The sequence below is a fragment of the Nocardiopsis camelliae genome, from assembly GCF_028993595.1.
GTDB classification, from domain to species: Bacteria; Actinomycetota; Actinomycetes; order Streptosporangiales; family Streptosporangiaceae; genus Nocardiopsis; species Nocardiopsis dassonvillei.
On sequence record NZ_CP118614.1, the window covers coordinates 5,780,201 to 5,796,669 of the forward strand.

The following is a 16,469-nucleotide window of genomic DNA, read 5'->3' on the forward strand; positions in this document are numbered from 1 at the left end:
TCCAACGTGTCACTTCGGGCTGCTAGATATGTTCCTGCCCGAAACCCCGAGGTAGGAGCCCCCTGATGCTGAACCACCACCACATCACCGAGTTCGCGGGCCTGCCCGTGGTCGACTTCCCCGCGATCGGGGCCGAGGACGGCCCCTACGCAGAGGACCCGCACCAGCCCCCCGAGGCGCTGGCCGCGGCGGTCGCCGACCCCGGCTCGGTGGCGTGGCGGCTGCGCGTCTCGTCGGTCTACCCGGCCGAGGACTTCGGGGAGTACTTCGCCCGGTTCCTCGCGGCCGTGGACACCGGCCGGGTCCGGGCCCTGGTCGTCGGCGGCTGGGGCGACTTCGAGGACGAGCCGCCCTCGACCGTCCCGCGCGACGCGCTCGTCGCGGCCGCCGACGCGTTCCCCGGGCTGCGGGCGCTGTTCTTCGGCGAGATCGTCCAGGAGGAGTACGAGATCTCCTGGATCCACCAGAGCGACCTGGCACCCCTGGTGGCGGCGTTCCCCCTGTTGGAGGAACTGACCGTGCGCGGCACCGGCGACCCCTACCTGGGCGACGGCAAGCTGGAGCTGGCCCTGGCCGAGCACACCGGACTGCGGACCCTGGTCCTCCAGACCGGCGGCCTGCCCGGCCGGGTCTCGCGCGAGGTCACCGCCTCGCCGCTGCCCGCGCTGGAGAACCTCGAACTGTGGCTGGGCGTGGAGAGCCACCGGGGCGACACCACCCCGGACGACCTGGCGCGGGTGCTCTCCGGCGAGGCCTTCCCCGAGCTGCGCTACCTGGGCCTGCGCAACGCCGAGGACGTCAATGACTGGATCCCCGTCCTGGCCCAGGCCCCCGTCCTGGCCTCCCTGGACGTCCTGGACCTGTCCCTGGGCAGCCTGACCGACGAGGGCGGGCAGGCCCTGATCGAGTCCGCGTCCGCGTTCGCCGGGCTGCGCCGCCTGGACCTGCACTACCACTACCTGTCCGAGGACGTGCAGGCGCGGATCCGCGCCGCCCTGCCCGGCGTGGAGGTCGACCTGTCCGGGCAGCGGAAGCCGTACACCTTCGGAGACAAGGTGTTCTACTTCCCCGCGGTCGCGGAGTGACCCCCGGACGCCCCTTAGTCGTGGTGGGGGTCCCCGGCCACCGGCGCCTGGAGCTGTTCGACGCCGCGGCCGGGGCCCTCGGCCTGCCCGGACCGGTCGTCGTGCCGTGGCGCGCGCTGGCCGCCGGGCCGGTGGAGCTGCCGGAGGGCGCCCTGGTCCGGGTGGACTCCCCGGGCGGCGACGCCGAGACCGAGCGCCTGCTGCGGGGCTGGGAGGGCGTCCCCGACCTGTACCGGGCCGAGGGCACCGCCGACCAGCACGCCGGGTTCCGTGCCGCGCTGGACCGGCTCGCCGAGGCGGTGCGCGCCACTCCGGGCGCGGCCCTGCTCCAGGAGCCCGCCGACCTGGTGGACATGTGCGACAAGCGGCGCTGCCATGCCCGCCTGGCGGCGGCCGGGGTGCCGGTGCCGCCAGCCCTGCCCGGACCGGTCACCGGCTACGCGTCGCTGCGCGCGGCGATGGAGGCCCACCGCTGGCCGAGGGTGTTCGTCAAGCCCGCGCACGGCTCCTCGGCCTCCGGCGTGGTGGCGCTGGCCACCGCCTCGGGCGGACGGGTCCGCGCGGTCACCTCGGCCGACCTGGTCCGGGGCGCCGACGGCTCCGTGGAGCTGTACAACAGCCTGCGGCTGCGCACCTACACCCGCGAGGAGGACGTCGCGGCGGTGGTGGACGCCCTGGCCCCCGACCACCTGCACGTGGAGCGGTGGGTGCCCAAGGCGGGGTTCGCTGGCAAGGCCGTGGACCTGCGCGTGGTGGTGGTCGCGGGCCGGGCCGCCCACGTCGTGGTGCGCTCCTCGTCCTCGCCCATGACCAACCTGCACCTGGGCAACGCCCGGGGCGACCTGGCGGCCCTGCGGGAGTCGGTGGGCCCCCGCGCCTGGGCGCGGGCCATGGCCACCGCCGAGGCCGCCGCCGCGTGCTTCCCGCGCACCCTGCACGCCGGGGTGGACCTGCTCGCCTCCCCGGGGTGGCGGGAGTTCGCCGTGTGCGAGGTCAACGCCTTCGGCGACCTGCTCCCCGGTGTCCTGCACGAGGGCCGCGACACCTACGCCGAGCAGTTGCACGCCCTGGCCACCGGCCGTTTCCCCGTCCCCGAACCCGAGAGCGCATGAACAGCACCGCACCCGACATGAACGCCGTGGTGGGCACGCACGACATCCTGCTGCTCACCCTGGACACCCTGCGCCACGACGTGGCCGACGAGCTGGCCGAGGCGGGCCGCACCCCGAACCTGGCCCGGCTGCTGCCGGGCGGGCGGTGGGAGCGCAGGCACGCGCCCGCGAGCTTCACCTACGCCTCCCACCTGGCGATGCTCGCCGGGTTCCTGCCCACCCCCGCCTCCCCCGGGCCGCACACGCGCCTGTTCGCCGCCGCGTTCCCCGGCAGCGTGTCCACCGCGCCCGGCACCTGGACCTTCGAGGCGCCCGACCTGGCCTCGGGACTGGCCCGCGCCGGGTACCACACGGCCTGCGTGGGGGGCACGGGCTTCTTCAACCGGCGGTCGGCGGTGGGCTCGGTCATCCCGGACATGTTCGCCGAGAGCCACTGGGAGGAGTCCTTCGGCGTGACCGACCCCCGCTCCTTCGAGAACCAGGTGGCGTGCGCGGCCCGGATCGCCGGGGAGCGCCCCGCGGACCAGCCGCTGTTCCTGCTGCTCAACGTTTCGGCGCTGCACCAGCCCAACTGGTTCCACCTGCCCGGGGCCGTCCGGGAGGACGGCGACACCAGGGAGAGCCACGCCGCGGCCCTGGAGTACGTGGACCGGCACCTGCCGCCGCTGCTGGCCGCGATGTCGGCCCGCCGCCCCTGCTTCACGATCGTGTGCTCCGACCACGGCACCGCCTACGGGGAGGACGGCTACACCGGCCACCGGATCGGCCACGAGACCGTGTGGACGGTCCCCTACGCCCACGCGTTCCTGCCGCAGGGACGCACCGCTCCCGCCGACGCACAGGAGGCGACCGCGTGACCACCGCCCTGACCCCGCGCCCCGAACCGGTGCGCGCCGACTCCCCCTACCAGTCCTACGTCTACGCCTACCCGCACAAGAGCGCCTACCGGCCCTTCACCGAGCGCCCCGCCCTCGCCGACCTGTGGCGCGGCGAGGACGTCGGCGCGCTGTCGCTGTACGCGCACATCCCGTTCTGCGAGATGCGCTGCGGGTTCTGCAACCTGTTCACCCGCTCCACCCCCCCGGCCGAGCAGGTCACCGCCTACCTGGACGCGCTGGAGCGGCAGGCGGAGGCGGTGGCCGGCGCGCTGCCGGAGGGCGCCGCCTTCGCCCGGGCGGCCCTGGGCGGCGGCACCCCCACCTACCTGACCGCCGAGGAGCTCACCCGGGTCTACGACCTCACCGAGCGCGCGTTCGGGGTGGACCTGTCCGCGATCCCGGTGTCGGTGGAGACCTCCCCGGCCACGGCCACGCCCGACCGGCTGGCGGTGCTCGACGCGCGCGGCGCCACCCGGATCAGCATGGGCGTGCAGAGCTTCCTGGACTCCGAGGCGCACGCGGCCGGGCGTCCGCAGAAGCGCGCCGAGGTGGACCGTGCGCTGGCCGCGATCCGCGAGCACGCCTCGGCCGACCTCAACCTCGACCTCATCTACGGCATCGACCGCCAGGACGCCCGCACCTGGGCCTACTCCCTGGACACGGCGCTGGAGTGGGAGCCCGAGGAGGTCTACCTGTACCCGCTGTACGTGCGCCCGCTCACCGGGCTGGGCCGCCGCGCCCGCGCGTGGGACGACCACCGGCTGGGCCTGTACCGGCAGGGCCGCGACCACCTGCGCGAACGCGGCTACGAGCAGGTGTCCATGCGCATGTTCCGGCGGGCGGACGCCCCTCGGACGCAGGCCCCGGACCACTCCTGCCAGACCGACGGCATGGTGGGGCTGGGCTGCGGGGCCCGGTCCTACACCTCCGCCGCGCACTACTCCTTCGACTACGCGGTGGGCGTGGGGCAGGTGCGGTCGATCATCGCCGACTACACGGGCCGCGACCAGGCGGACTTCGGACGGGCCGAGGTGGGGTTCCACATGGACGAAGGCGAGCGGCGCCGACGCCATCTGCTCCAGTCGCTCCTGCTCGCGGAGGGGATGGACACCGCCGCCTACGCCGACCGGTTCGGCTCCCGCCCCGAGGTGGACTTCGCCTCGACCCTGGCGGTGCTTGACGGGCGCGGCTGGCTGGAGCGCGACGGCGCGCCGGACCTGCTGCGGCTGACCCCCGAGGGGCTCGCGCACTCCGACGCGGTGGGGCCGATGTTCTTCTCCGCCGGGGTCGCGGCCCTGATGGCCGACTACGAGGCCCGGTGAGCGCGGTGACCCCCTCCTCCCCGGTCCGGGCCCGTGCGCTCCCGCCGCACCTGACCCTGCTCTACCGCGGCCCGCTGGCCAGCTGCGACTACGACTGCCCGTACTGCCCCTTCGCCAAGCGGCGCGACAACCCCGAGACGCTGCGCGCCGACCGCGCCGCGCTGGAGCGCTTCACCGGCTGGGTGGGCGCGCTGGAGTCGGAGCACCCCGGCACCCGGGTCTCGGTGCTGTTCACCCCGTGGGGCGAGGGGCTGGTGCGGTCCTGGTACCGGACCGCGATCACCCGGCTCAGCCACCTGCCGCACGTGGAGCGGGTGGCCATCCAGACCAACCTGAGCGGCCGCCTGGGCTGGCTGGCCGACTGCGACCCCGCCACCGCCGCGCTGTGGACCACCTACCACCCCGGCCAGGTGACCCATGAGCGCTTCCTGGCCAAGGCGCGCGAGCTGGACGGGATGGGGGTGCGGTTCAGCGTCGGTGTGGTCGGCCAGCCGGAGCACCTGGCGGCGGCCCGGCGGATGCGCGCCGAGCTGCCCGAGCGGGTGTACCTGTGGGTGAACGCCGCCGAGGGGCGCGTCTACACCGACGCCGAGGCCGAGCAGTGGCAGGCCCTGGACCCCCACTTCCACTACAGCCGCAACCCCCACCCCAGCCGGGGCCTGCCCTGCCGTACCGGTGACACTGTGCTGTCCGTGGACGGCGACGGCGGCGTGCGCCGGTGCCACTTCGTGGACACGCCGATGGGCAACCTCTACGACGGCTCGTTCGCGGCCGGGCTCGGCCGCCGCGCGTGCCCGCTGACCAGCTGCGACTGTCACATCGGCTACGTCCACCTGGAGTCCCTGGACCTGTACGACGTGTTCCGGGGCGGGGTGGTGGAACGTGTCCCGGCGGCCTTCGGCTCCCCGCTCCCGCTCGTGTGAGACGGGTCAAAACCGCTTCGCAACGTCACCGGGAACAGACATAATGCCCACCATGGTCTTTCCCCGGGTTATCGCGACCGATCTCGACGGCACACTCCTGGACGCGGGAGGCCTGGTCTCCGAACGCAACCGGCGGGCGCTGGCCGCCGCCGCGGAGGCGGGCGTCAAGGTGGTGGTCTCCACGGCCCGTCCGCCGCGGACCACGCAGCACATCGCCGAGCAGCTCCCCTGCGCCGCCGTGCTCTGCGGCAACGGCTCGCTGGCCCACGTGCCGGGCGACGAACCGCTGGTGCGCGCGATCTCCCCGGAGACCGCGCGTTCGGTGGTCGAGAAGATCAACGCGGAGCTGCCCGGGATCGGCTACGGCATCGAGACCGGCACCGACTTCTTCCACGACGCCGACTACCACCTGGAGCCGTGGCTGTCCGGCGAGTGGGTGCGCGAGGTGCTGGATGACACCGAGACCCTGCTCAGGCGGGCCACCCCGATCACCAAGCTGCTCGTGCGCTCCCGCGACCTGCCGGTGGAGGAGCTGCACCGGACGGCCGCGGCGGCGGTCGGGTCGCTGGCGGAGGTGACCTACTCGGGCAGCTACAGCCTGCTGGAGCTGAGCGCGCCGGGCGTGAACAAGGGCAGCACCCTCGCGATGGTCTGCGAGCGGTGGGGGGTGGCCGCCGAGGAGGTGGTGGCCTTCGGCGACATGCCCAACGACCTGGCCGCGCTGTCCTGGGCGGGCGGGGGCTACGCCATGGCCAGCGGGCACCCGGACATGCTCGACCCGGCGCTGGGGCTGCGGGTGGCCCCGCCCGCCAACGAGGACGGTGTGGGCCGGGTGGTCGAGCAGCTCCTGGCCGAGCGCTGAAAAACGCCTGGACCGCCGCCGGGCCCGTCTCCTAGGGTCGCCCCACACGCACCCGGAGGAGGGCCCGCCGTTGCCGCACCCCACCCAGATCGTCTCGTCCCTGGCCGCCCCCGACCGCCTGGAGCTCTACGCCCGGGTGGTCGGCGCGGGAGCGGGCGGGCTGCCCGCCGGGGAGGTCCGCGCGCGGGGGTCGCGGGGGCGCCGGAACCTGGCCCGGCTCGTGGACGCGGGGCTGGTGCGCGAGGACGGCGACCACGTGGTGTGCGTGCCGGAGGTGTTCTCCGCCGCCCTGGAGGAGCACCGGCCGGTGCGCCGGGACCCGGTGGACTCGCTGTTCCACGACGGACGGCTGAGCGCGCTGCCCGCGAAGCGCGAGCTGCGCGCGCGGGTGTTCGCGCGTATCACCGAACGGTTCTTCGCCCCCGGGGCGACCTACACCGAGAAGCAGGTCAACGCCGCCCTGCGGTCCTGCTGCGACGACCACTCGGCCATGCGCCGCCACCTCGTGGACGGGGGCTACCTGACCCGCGACGACGACGGCGGCGCGTACCGGGTCGCGGCCCCCTGAACCGTCGCGGGCGGCGGGACGGGCGCGGGGCGGCTCAGGCCTCCACGCCGTCCACCTGCTCGTGGTAGGTGCGGCGGGTGCGCTCGGTGTGCTCGCTCATCAGCCGCAGCGCCGCGTCCGCGTCCCGGCCCTCGATGACGTCGACGAGGGCGGAGTGCTCGTCCCAGGAGGCGGCGCCGCGGACGCGGGCGACCGGGGCGTAGTACCAGCGCACCCGCCGGTCCACCTGCGCGGCCAGCTCGGCGAGCACCCGGTTGCCCGAGGCCTCGGTGACGGTGCGGTGGAAGTCGGCGTTGGCCTGGACGACCGCGTCGGTGTCGGCGCGGTCGGTGGCCGCGCGCCCGGCGGCGACCAGGTCGCGCATCGTCCCGACCTGCTCGGTCGAGGCGTTCTGCGCGGCCAGGCGGGCCGACTCCGTCTCCAGCAGGGCGCGCACGGCCAGGAGCTGGTCGGCCTCGCTCTCGGTGGGCGTGTGCACGAACGCCCCGTACCCGGGCCGCAGGTCCACCCACCCCTCGTTGCTGAGCCGCTGCATGGCCTCGCGGACCGGCTGGCGCGAGACGCCGAGGGTCTGGGCCAGCTCGGTCTCGACCAGGTGCTGGCCGGGTGAGAGCGACCGGTTGGTGATCAGGTCGAGGATGGCCTCGTACACGGCTTCACGCAGCGGCACGGGGCGCTGGACCCGTCCCGCGACGGCGTTCAACCCCTGTGGGGACATAGGGCGGCTCCATCCGGATGCGTGGGCTTTGTAGACAGTGTACAAAAGGCGGCGGCCGCGTGCGTCCTCACGGCAGCTCCACGAGTTCGACGCGCCCGGTCCGGCGGCCGGGCGGCACGACCGCGAGGGCGTCGGCGACGGCGGCGGCGCGCAGGTCGGCCGAGCCGGTGCCGGGCAGTTCCACCGCCAGGTCGCGGCTGACGCGCACCGGCACCAGGCGGGTGTCGGCCGGGTGGGGCTGTGTCGGTCCGATGAGCCGGACCCGTCGGCCCAGGTGGGCGGGGTCGCGCCGGTCCGCGCGCCCGGCGAGCACCGGGACGAGCAGGGTGAGCGCGGCGGCCAGCGCGGCGCCGGGGTTGCCCGGCAGGCCCACGACCACGGTTCCCGAGGGCAGCATGGCCAGCACCTGCGGGTGCCCCGGGCGGCAGGCCACCCCGTCGACGACCGTCCGCGCGCCGAGCGCGGCGAGCACCGGGCGCAGGTGGTCGGCGGGCCCGGCCGAGGAGGAGCCGCAGACCGCGACGACATCGGAGGGCCCGGACGCCTCCAGGGCGCGGGCCGTGTCCCGGCCCCGGTCGGCGACCGCCAGAGCGGGCAGGCAGAGCCCTCCGGCCCAGGCGACCAGGCCGGGGAGCAGCGGGCCGATCGCGTCGCGCACGGCGCCCGGGCGCGGCCTCCCCTCGCGCACGACTTCGTCCCCGGTGACCAGGACGCGCACCGAGGGGCGGACCACGGGCAGCGTGTCCAGGCCCAGGCTCGCGGCCAGGCCCAGGAGGGCGGGGGTGACGGGGCTGCCGCGGCGCGCGGCCAGCGCCCCGGCGGGGGTGGTCTCGCCCTTGCGGCGGATGTGCCTTCCGGTCTCGGCAGCCCCGCGCACGCGCCCGGAGGACACCGTCGCCCGCTCCCAGGGGAGGACTGCGGTGGTGCCCTCCGGCACGACGGCGCCCGTGGCGACCTCCACCGCCTCCCCCGGGTCCAGCCGGACGAGGGGGCTCCGCCGCCCGGCGAGCGAGCGGCCGAGAACGGTCCAGGGGCCCTCACCGGCCACCGCGTACCCGTCCATGGCGGCGCTGTCCAGCACCGGGACGTCGACCGCCGAGACGAGGTCGGCGCCGAGGGTGGCACCGAGGGCGCCGTTGAGCGGCTCCTCGGCCATGGGCTGTCCACCCTCGGCGCCGGTCACCCACGCCAGCTCCCGCGCCTTGGTCCAGGGCAGCGGTGCGCGCGGGCGGCTTTTTCCGTGAAGAAGCGGAGAAGTTTCCGGGGCAACCGGGTCGGGCATTCCTTCTCTCCCTGTCGTCGGGTGAAGAACGCTGTCCCGAAGCATACTGTATACAGTATTTTATAGAAAGGAGTCCTCATGCGAATCGCCGTACTCGGCGCCGGAGCGATCGGCGCCTACGCGGGAGCCGCGCTGCACAGGGGCGGGGCCGACGTGCACCTCATCGCGCGCGGCGAGCACCTGCGGGCCCTGCGCGAGCGGGGAGTCCGGGTCCTCAGCCCGCGCGGGGACTTCGACGCGCGCCCCCACGCCACCGACGACCCCACCGAGGTCGGGCCCGTGGACGCCGTCTTCCTCGGTCTGAAGGCCCAGCACTACGCGGCCTGCGGCCCGCTGCTGCGCCCCCTGATGGGCCCCTCCACCATGGTCGTCGCCGCCCAGAACGGCATCCCCTGGTGGTACTTCCACGGGATCGAGGGGCCCCTGGCCGGGCACCGGATCGAGAACGTGGACCCCGGCGGCGCGGTCAGCCGGACGATCCCGGTCGAGCGCGCCGTGGGCTGCGTGGTCTACGCGGCCACCGAGATCGCCGGGCCCGGCGTGATCCGGCACATCGAGGGAACCCGGTTCTCCATCGGCGAGCCGGACCGCTCCTCCTCCCGGCGCTGCCGCGACCTCCAGGCCGCGATGGAGGCGGGCGGGCTCAAGTGCCCGATCGAATGGGACCTGCGCGAGGACATCTGGGTGAAGCTGATGGGCAACATCGTCTTCAACCCGCTGAGCGCGCTGAGCCGCTCCACCATGGCGCAGATCTGCCGCAACCGCCCGACCAGGGACCTGGCCCGGACCATGATGGCCGAGACCCTGGACGTGGCCGCGCGGCTGGGCGTGCGCCCCGCCGTCTCCATCGACCGGCGCATGGCCGGGGCCGAGCGCACCGGCGACCACCGCACCTCGACCCTGCACGACCTGGAGCGCGGCCGCCCCATGGAACTGGACGTCATCCTGTCCGCCGTGGTGGAACTGGCCGACCTGACCGGCGCCCCCGCCCCCGCTCTCCGGGCGGTGGACGCCGTCGCGGGACTCCTCAACGCGCGGATGCTCGACGCGCCCGCCCCCGCGCCCGTGACCCCCTCCGTCGCCGCCTAGGCAGCCGCCGCCCGCAGAACCCCGTGGGCGCCCGAACCGCACCCTTGACCCTTGTTCACACCGTCTCAATACTGTATGCAGTATCCGCACAATGTCGCCGCCCGGCGGCCCGGACGAATCCGGCCACGAACACCAAGCGAGGCCACATGCGATCCGACGCACCCTCAGCACCCCTCACCCGACTCACCCAGCCCCTCGTCCGCGACGGCGGCGAGCTGCGCCCGGCCTCCTGGGAGGAGGCACTGGACCGCGCGGCCGCCGGGTTCCGGCGCGGGGTGGCCGAGCACGGACCCAACTCCTTCGGCATGCTCTCCTGCGCCCGCGCCACCAACGAGATGAACTTCATGGCGCAGAAGTTCACCCGCGTCGTCGTCGGCACCAACAACGTCGACTCGTGCAACCGCACCTGCCACGCGCCCAGCGTCGCGGGGCTGGCCGCGGCCTTCGGCTCGGGCGGGGGCACCTCCTCCTACACCGAGGTCGAGGACACCGACCTCATCGTGATCTGGGGCGGCAACCCGCGCTTCGCCCACCCGATCTTCTTCCAGCACGTGCTCAAGGCCGTGCGGCGCGGGGCGCGCCTGTTCGTCGTGGACCCCCGGCGCACCCCGACCGCGGAGTGGGCCGACCGCTGGCTGGGCCTGAACGTGGGCACCGACATCCCGCTGGCACACGCCATCGGCCGCGAGATCCTGCACGCGGGGCTGGCCAACGACACCTTCGTCCAGCGCGCCACCACCGGCCTGGAGGAGTACCGGGCGCTGGTCGAGCCGTGGACGCTGGCCGCCGCCGAAGCCGAGACCGGCGTACCCGCCGAGGCCATCCGCGAGCTGGCTCACGCCTACGCCCGCGCCGAGCGCGCCCAGATGTGCTGGACGCTGGGCATCACCGAGCACCACAACGCCACCGACAACGTCCGTTCGCTGATCAACCTGTCCCTGCTCACCGGGCACGTGGGGCGGTACGGGTCCGGGCTCAACCCGCTGCGCGGCCAGAACAACGTGCAGGGCGGCGGCGACATGGGCGCCATCCCCGACCGGCTGGTCGGGTTCCAGGACATCCTGGACGCCCGGGTGCGCGAGCCCTTCGAGGCCGCCTGGGGACGCGGGATCCAGCCCGCCAAGGGCCTGAACCTGACCCAGATGTTCGAGGCGATGGACGAGCGCGAGCTCAGGACGCTCTACGTGATCGGGGAGAACCCCGTCCAGTCCGAGCCCGAGACGCACAAGACCACCCGCCGTCTGCGCGGCCTGGACCACCTGGTCGTGCAGGACATCTTCCTGACCCGCACCGCCGAACTGGCCGACGTCGTGCTCCCGGCCAGCGCGTCCTGGTGCGAGTCCGACGGCACCTTCACCAACAGCGAGCGCCGCGTGCAGCTGGTGCGCAGGGCGCTGGACCCGCCGGAGGGCGCCCGCGACGACATCGAGATCATGTGCGACCTGGCCACCCGGCTGGGCCACGACTGGGCTCGGCCCTCGGCCGAGGAGATCTGGGACGAGGTCCGCTCGCTCTCCCCCATGCACCGGGGCATGAGCTACGCGCGCCTGGCCGAGCTGCACGGCATCCAGTGGCCGTGCTACTCCGAGGACGCCGTGGAGCCGAGCTACCTGCACGCCCGGCTGTGGTCGGAGGACCCGGCCGAGCGCGGCGAACCCGCGCCGTTCGGGATCGTGGGCCACTCGCCGCCGGTGGACCTGCTGGACGAGGACTTCCCCTTCCGGCTGACCACCGGCCGACGGCTGGACGACTACAACACCGGGGTGCAGACCAGCGGGTTCTCCTCACCACTGCGCCGGGGCGAGCTGCTGGACCTGTCCCCCGAGGACGCGGCCAAGCTCGGTGTCGGCGACGGGGAGACGGTCCGGGTGACCTCCCGGCGGGGCTCGGTGCTGGTGCCGGTCTCGGTCACCGAGGCCATGCGGCCCGGCCTGGTGTTCATGACCTTCCACTTCCCCGACCAGGTGGACACCCAGCTGCTGACCATCGACGCCACGGACCCCGTCGCGGGGACCGCGGAGTACAAGGCCGCCGCCGTGCGGATCGAACGGGTGGAGCGGTCCGCCCGTCAGGCCGCCGCAGCGAGCTGAGGGAGAAAGGGAGGGCCGTGCCGTCGCCCCAGCCCCCTGCGGCGGCGGCACGGCCCGTCATGCCAGGTCAGCGCCCTGCGATCGCGGTCCGAACACTCGGACGCATCCTTACGCGATCTTACCGCTTACAGGGGTTGTCAACCCGAACACCGCCATCATACTGTTCTCTGTATACAGAATCCTGTGATCTGGATTACACTCGATATGAGGTGACCACGGCGTGGACCTGCGATTCCTGGACGAGACGCCCACCACCGCCGAACGCGAGGCCGTCGAGAGCGTGCTCGGGCCGCCCGAGTCCGGCTGGGACGGCGGCACCCGCCAGGACACCGACCTGCGCTACGCGCGGGGCGGCCACTCCGCCCGCGACCGGCGCGACCTTCTCCTCCCGGCCCTGCACGCGGTGAACGACCGTGTGGGCTGGATCAGCCGCCCCGCCCTCGACCACATCTGCCGCAGGCTGACCGTCCCCCCGGCGGAGGCCTACGCCGTCGCCTCCTTCTACGCGATGTTCGCCCTGCACCGCAGGCCCCGCCGGGTCGTGCACCTGTGCACCGACATCGCATGCGCGGCGGCCGGCTCGGACGGGATGCGCGCCCGGCTGACCGAACGCCTCGGCCCGCCCGGCGGCCACGACGGGGAGGCGGCCTGGCACGAGAGCCCGTGCCTGGGCATGTGCGAGCGCGCGCCCGCCGCCCTGGCCCTGGAGGCGGGCGCCCCCGCCCGGTACGCCGTCGCCGCCCCCGCCACACCCGAGGCGCTGGACGCGATGGCCGCCGGGGCCCTGTCCGGGACCGGGGCGCCGGAGGCCGACGGCCACCGGCCCGCCACCACCTTCGGCGCGGACCCGCTGCCCGGGACCGAGTCCGAACCCGACCCCGCCGCGGCCGTGCCCGACGCGGGCTCGCCCTACCACGTGCTGCTGCGCCGGATCGGCACCGTCGACCCCCTCAGCCTGGACGACTACCGCGCCGCGGGCGGGTACGCCGCGCTGCGCCGGGCGCTGCGCCTGGGCCCCGCCGGTGTCATCCGGGAGGTCTCCGACTCCGGCCTCGTCGGCCGGGGCGGGGCCGCCTTCCCGACCGGGCGCAAGTGGCAGGCCACCGCCCAGCAGCCGGACGGCCCGCACTACCTGGTGTGCAACGCCGACGAGAGCGAACCCGGCACCTTCAAGGACCGGGTCCTGATGGAGGGCGACCCGTTCTCCGTCGTCGAGGCGATGACCATCGCGGGGTACGCCGTGGGCGCGCGGACCGGCTACCTCTACATCCGTGGCGAGTACCCCCGGGCGCTGCGCCACCTGGAGAACGCCGTCGCCCTGGCCCGCGGGCGGGGCCTGCTGGGCCCGGACGTCCTGGGCTCGGGCTTCGCCTTCGACATCGAGATCCGGCGCGGCGCGGGCGCCTACATCTGCGGCGAGGAGACCGCGATCTTCGGTTCCATCGAGGGGCAGCGCGGCGAACCGCGCAGCAAGCCGCCCTTCCCCGTGGAGAAGGGGCTGTTCGGCAAGCCCACCGCCGTGAACAACGTCGAGACGCTGGTCAACGTGCTGCCCGTCCTGCTGATGGGCGGCCCGGCCTACGCGGCCGTGGGCACCGGCCAGTCCACCGGCCCCAAGCTGTTCTGCCTGTCGGGCGGCGTGCGCCGCCCGGGGCTGTACGAGCTGCCCTTCGGCGCCACCCTGCGCGACCTGATCGAGGCGGCCGGGGGGATGCCCGAGGGGCGCACCATCCAGGCGGTCCTGCTCGGCGGCGCGGCCGGGACCTTCGTGCGCGGGGACGAGCTGGACATCCCGCTGACCTTCGAGGGGGCCCGCGCGGCGGGCACGTCCCTGGGCTCGGGGGTGGTGCTGGTCCTGGACGACACCGCCGACCTGGTCGCGACGCTGGTCCGGGTGGCGGCCTTCTTCCGCGACGAGTCCTGCGGCCAGTGCGTGCCCTGCCGGGTGGGCACCGTGCGCCAGGAGGAGTCGCTGCTGCGGATCAGGTCCGGGGGCGACGCCGCCGCCGAGGTGCCCCTGCTGCGCGAGGTCGGCCTGGCGATGCGCGACGCCTCGATCTGCGGCCTGGGACAGACCGCGTGGAACGCGGTGGAGTCGGCGATCGACCGGCTCGGCCTGTTCGACGCGACCGACGACACCCACCAGAGCACCGGCCCGGGCACCCGGGCGGCTACCGAGGAGGCCCGATGACCGTCCCCGTACTCCTGGCCCCGCCCAAGCGGCTGATCGACGCGACCATCGACGGGCGCACCGTGCGCGTTCCCGAGGGCACCACCATCCTGGAGGCCTGCGCCGGGGAGGGGACCGAGATCCCCACCCTGTGCTACGGCGACACCCTCACCCCCCGCAACGCCTGCCGGGTGTGCGTGGTGGAGGTGGAGGGCGCGCGCACGCTCGCCCCCGCCTGCTCGCGCAAGCTGGAGCCCGGCATGAGCGTGGCCACGGACTCCGAGCGGGTGCGGCACAGCCGCAAGATGGTCCTGGAACTGCTCGGCTCCTCCGTGGACCTGTCCACCACGCCCGAGGCGGCCGGGTGGATGGAGCGCTACGAGGCCGAGCCCGGGCGGTTCGGCCCGCGCGCCGGGGCCGCGGCGCTGGGCGTGCGCGACGCCCGCCACGCGGGCGACCACGAGCCGGGCGACGGCGCGGTCGCGGAGACGGTCGAGCAGCCCGCCAAGGTGGACAACGACCTGTACGTGCGCGACTACTCCAAGTGCATCATGTGCTACAAGTGCGTGGACGCCTGCGGCGACCAGTGGCAGAACACCTTCGCCATCGGGGTGGCCGGGCGCGGCTTCGACGCGCGCATCTCCACCGAGCACGACGTCGCGCTGCCCGACTCGGCCTGCGTGTACTGCGGGAACTGCATCGAGGTGTGCCCCACCGGCGCCCTGTCCTTCCGCACCGAGTTCGACATGCGCGAGGCGGGTACCTGGAACGAGGAGGCGCAGACCGAGACCACCACGGTGTGCACCTACTGCGGTGTGGGCTGCAACGTTACGCTGCACGTGCAGGAGAACGAGATCGTCAAGGTCACCTCGCCGCATGACAACCCGGTGACGCACGGGAACCTGTGCATCAAGGGCCGGTTCGGCTTCCAGCACGTGCAGCGGCGCGGCGGCGGCTGATCCCCTGCACGGGGGCGGGCCCACCTCAGGGGATGAGAAACCGGGCGAAATCAGATAGAACCGGGACACAGGCACACCAGAAGGCGGTGGGACGGATGGGACGGGTCACGGCCCGGGAGAAGGTGCTCCGGATCAGGGACGGGTCCGCGACCGAGCGCGTGGACACGCTGGTCGTCGAGGAGCCCCTGGAGATCAGGCTGGACGGGGATCCGCTGAGCGTCACCATGCGCACCCCCGGTAACGACTTCGACCTGGCCGCGGGGTTCCTGGTGAGCGAGGGCGTGGTCTCCCGGGGCGAGGAGGTCACCGCCATCCGCTACTGCGCCGGGGCCACCGAGGACGGCTCGAACACCTACAACGTGCTCGACGTGTCCCTGGCCCCGGGCGTCCCCCGCCCCGACACCTCCCTGGAACGCAACTTCTACACCTCCTCCTCGTGCGGCCTGTGCGGCAAGGCGAGCCTGGACGCCGTGCGCACCCAGGCCGTGTGGCAGGTGGAGGCGGACGGGCTGCGCGTCGGGGTCGAGACCCTGACCTCGCTGCCCGACCGGCTGCGCGAGGCCCAGCGGGTGTTCGAGCGCACCGGCGCCCTGCACGCCGCCGGCCTGTTCACCGCCGACGGCGAGCTGCTGGCCCTGCGCGAGGACGTGGGCCGCCACAACGCGGTGGACAAGCTGGTCGGCTGGGCGCTGCGCTCGGACCGGCTCCCGCTGCGCGAGACGGTGCTGATGGTCTCCGGGCGGGCCTCCTTCGAGCTGGTCCAGAAGGCGTGGATGGCCGGCATCCCGATGATGGCCGCCGTCTCCGCGCCCTCGTCCCTGGCCGTCGACCTCGCCGCGGAGGCGGGCATCACCCTGGTCGGCTTCCTCCGGGGAACCTCCATGAACGTCTACGCCGGACGGCACCGGATCCTCCTGGAGAAGGCGCACGCCGCGCCTTCGGCGGCCACGGGAGGCGTCCGCGGTCCGGGTCGGTAGACGCGGGAGCGGCCGGTGCGCTCCAGCCCCCTGCACCGACCGCTCCCGACACTCCGGCGCGCCTTCACGACGCGGAGCCGACTCCTCGTTCCCCTCAGCTTTGGCACACTTGCCGCATGGCTGAAGACAGGCTTCCCGTGGGCAGCGCCTCCTCGGTTCGGACGGGCCACTCGTCTCCCGAGGACGTCGTCGGCGCAGCGCACGCCGTCACCGTAGGGCGAGCGCTCCACGCCCACACCGCCGAAGAGGTCGAGCACCGGTTGCGCGGCGACCTGATCGCCCGGGATCTCGCTGACTACCAGGAGGAGCACGGCGCCTTCACCGGGCAGGAGCGCGCCTGGGCCAGGACGGAGTTGTCCGGGGGACACGGTGACACCGCCTGATCGCTGTCTGAGGAGGACGGTCTTCCGGGGAGCCGCCGGTCACCCGGAAGA

15 protein-coding genes are annotated in these 16,469 nt (G+C 74.1%); 13 read left to right on the plus strand and 2 right to left on the minus strand.

Features of this window, described 5'->3' with window-relative positions:
• The first annotated feature begins 65 nt into the window (after positions 1-65).
• From PV789_RS25220 to PV789_RS25250, 7 genes are all read left to right on the plus strand, one after another.
• Positions 66-1,085, plus strand: a complete 1,020-nt coding sequence (locus PV789_RS25220; protein WP_274974848.1) for an STM4015 family protein — start codon at positions 66-68, stop codon at positions 1,083-1,085.
• Complete coding sequence (locus PV789_RS25225; protein WP_274974849.1) at positions 1,082-2,197, plus strand: STM4014 family protein; 1,116 nt, start codon at positions 1,082-1,084, stop codon at positions 2,195-2,197. The genes PV789_RS25220 and PV789_RS25225 overlap by 4 nt, the downstream gene beginning before the upstream one ends.
• Complete coding sequence (locus PV789_RS25230; protein ID WP_274974850.1) at positions 2,194-3,054, plus strand: STM4013/SEN3800 family hydrolase; 861 nt, start codon at positions 2,194-2,196, stop codon at positions 3,052-3,054. The genes PV789_RS25225 and PV789_RS25230 overlap by 4 nt, the downstream gene beginning before the upstream one ends.
• Positions 3,051-4,397 carry an STM4012 family radical SAM protein gene (locus PV789_RS25235; RefSeq protein ID WP_274974851.1) on the plus strand — a complete coding sequence of 449 codons (1,347 nt, stop codon included), beginning with the start codon at positions 3,051-3,053 and terminating at the stop codon, positions 4,395-4,397. Before PV789_RS25230 ends, PV789_RS25235 begins: the two co-directional genes overlap by 4 nt.
• Entirely contained in the window at positions 4,394-5,320 is a 927-nt protein-coding gene (locus PV789_RS25240) for an STM4011 family radical SAM protein (RefSeq protein WP_274974852.1), read from the plus strand. The genes PV789_RS25235 and PV789_RS25240 overlap by 4 nt, the downstream gene beginning before the upstream one ends.
• Before the next feature lie 43 nt (positions 5,321-5,363).
• Entirely contained in the window at positions 5,364-6,182 is an 819-nt protein-coding gene (locus PV789_RS25245; protein ID WP_274974853.1) for an HAD-IIB family hydrolase, read from the plus strand.
• Between the two features lie 70 nt (positions 6,183-6,252).
• Positions 6,253-6,750 (plus strand): DUF2087 domain-containing protein, encoded by a 498-nt coding sequence (locus PV789_RS25250; RefSeq protein ID WP_274974854.1) that lies wholly within the window; start codon positions 6,253-6,255, stop codon positions 6,748-6,750.
• Between the two features lie 34 nt (positions 6,751-6,784).
• On the opposite strand, the gene PV789_RS25255 is transcribed toward PV789_RS25250, so the two are convergent.
• Positions 6,785-7,468, minus strand: coding sequence for a GntR family transcriptional regulator (locus PV789_RS25255; protein WP_274974855.1), 684 nt, complete (start codon positions 7,466-7,468; stop codon positions 6,785-6,787).
• A gap of 67 nt (positions 7,469-7,535) precedes the next feature.
• The gene (locus PV789_RS25260) at positions 7,536-8,624 is read right to left on the minus strand and encodes a molybdopterin-binding protein (RefSeq protein ID WP_274978251.1); all 1,089 of its coding nucleotides are present in this window, start codon (positions 8,622-8,624) and stop codon (positions 7,536-7,538) included.
• A gap of 204 nt (positions 8,625-8,828) precedes the next feature.
• Here PV789_RS25260 and PV789_RS25265 point away from each other — a divergent pair, with 204 nt between their 5' ends.
• The 6 genes from PV789_RS25265 to PV789_RS25290 all read left to right on the plus strand — a co-directional run bounded on the left by PV789_RS25265 (position 8,829) and on the right by PV789_RS25290 (position 16,418).
• Complete coding sequence (locus PV789_RS25265; protein WP_274974856.1) at positions 8,829-9,839, plus strand: 2-dehydropantoate 2-reductase; 1,011 nt, start codon at positions 8,829-8,831, stop codon at positions 9,837-9,839.
• Positions 9,840-9,985: 146 nt separating this feature from the next.
• Positions 9,986-11,929 carry a molybdopterin oxidoreductase family protein gene (locus PV789_RS25270; protein WP_274974857.1) on the plus strand — a complete coding sequence of 648 codons (1,944 nt, stop codon included), beginning with the start codon at positions 9,986-9,988 and terminating at the stop codon, positions 11,927-11,929.
• Between the two features lie 220 nt (positions 11,930-12,149).
• Positions 12,150-14,120 carry an NAD(P)H-dependent oxidoreductase subunit E gene (locus PV789_RS25275; protein ID WP_274974858.1) on the plus strand — a complete coding sequence of 657 codons (1,971 nt, stop codon included), beginning with the start codon at positions 12,150-12,152 and terminating at the stop codon, positions 14,118-14,120.
• The gene (locus tag PV789_RS25280; RefSeq protein ID WP_274974859.1) at positions 14,117-15,058 is read left to right on the plus strand and encodes a 2Fe-2S iron-sulfur cluster-binding protein; all 942 of its coding nucleotides are present in this window, start codon (positions 14,117-14,119) and stop codon (positions 15,056-15,058) included. Before PV789_RS25275 ends, PV789_RS25280 begins: the two co-directional genes overlap by 4 nt.
• 95 nt (positions 15,059-15,153) lie before the next feature.
• Positions 15,154-16,035, plus strand: coding sequence for a formate dehydrogenase accessory sulfurtransferase FdhD (gene fdhD / locus PV789_RS25285; protein ID WP_274974860.1), 882 nt, complete (start codon positions 15,154-15,156; stop codon positions 16,033-16,035).
• A gap of 116 nt (positions 16,036-16,151) precedes the next feature.
• Complete coding sequence (locus tag PV789_RS25290; protein ID WP_274974861.1) at positions 16,152-16,418, plus strand: hypothetical protein; 267 nt, start codon at positions 16,152-16,154, stop codon at positions 16,416-16,418.
• Positions 16,419-16,469: the final 51 nt, after the last annotated feature.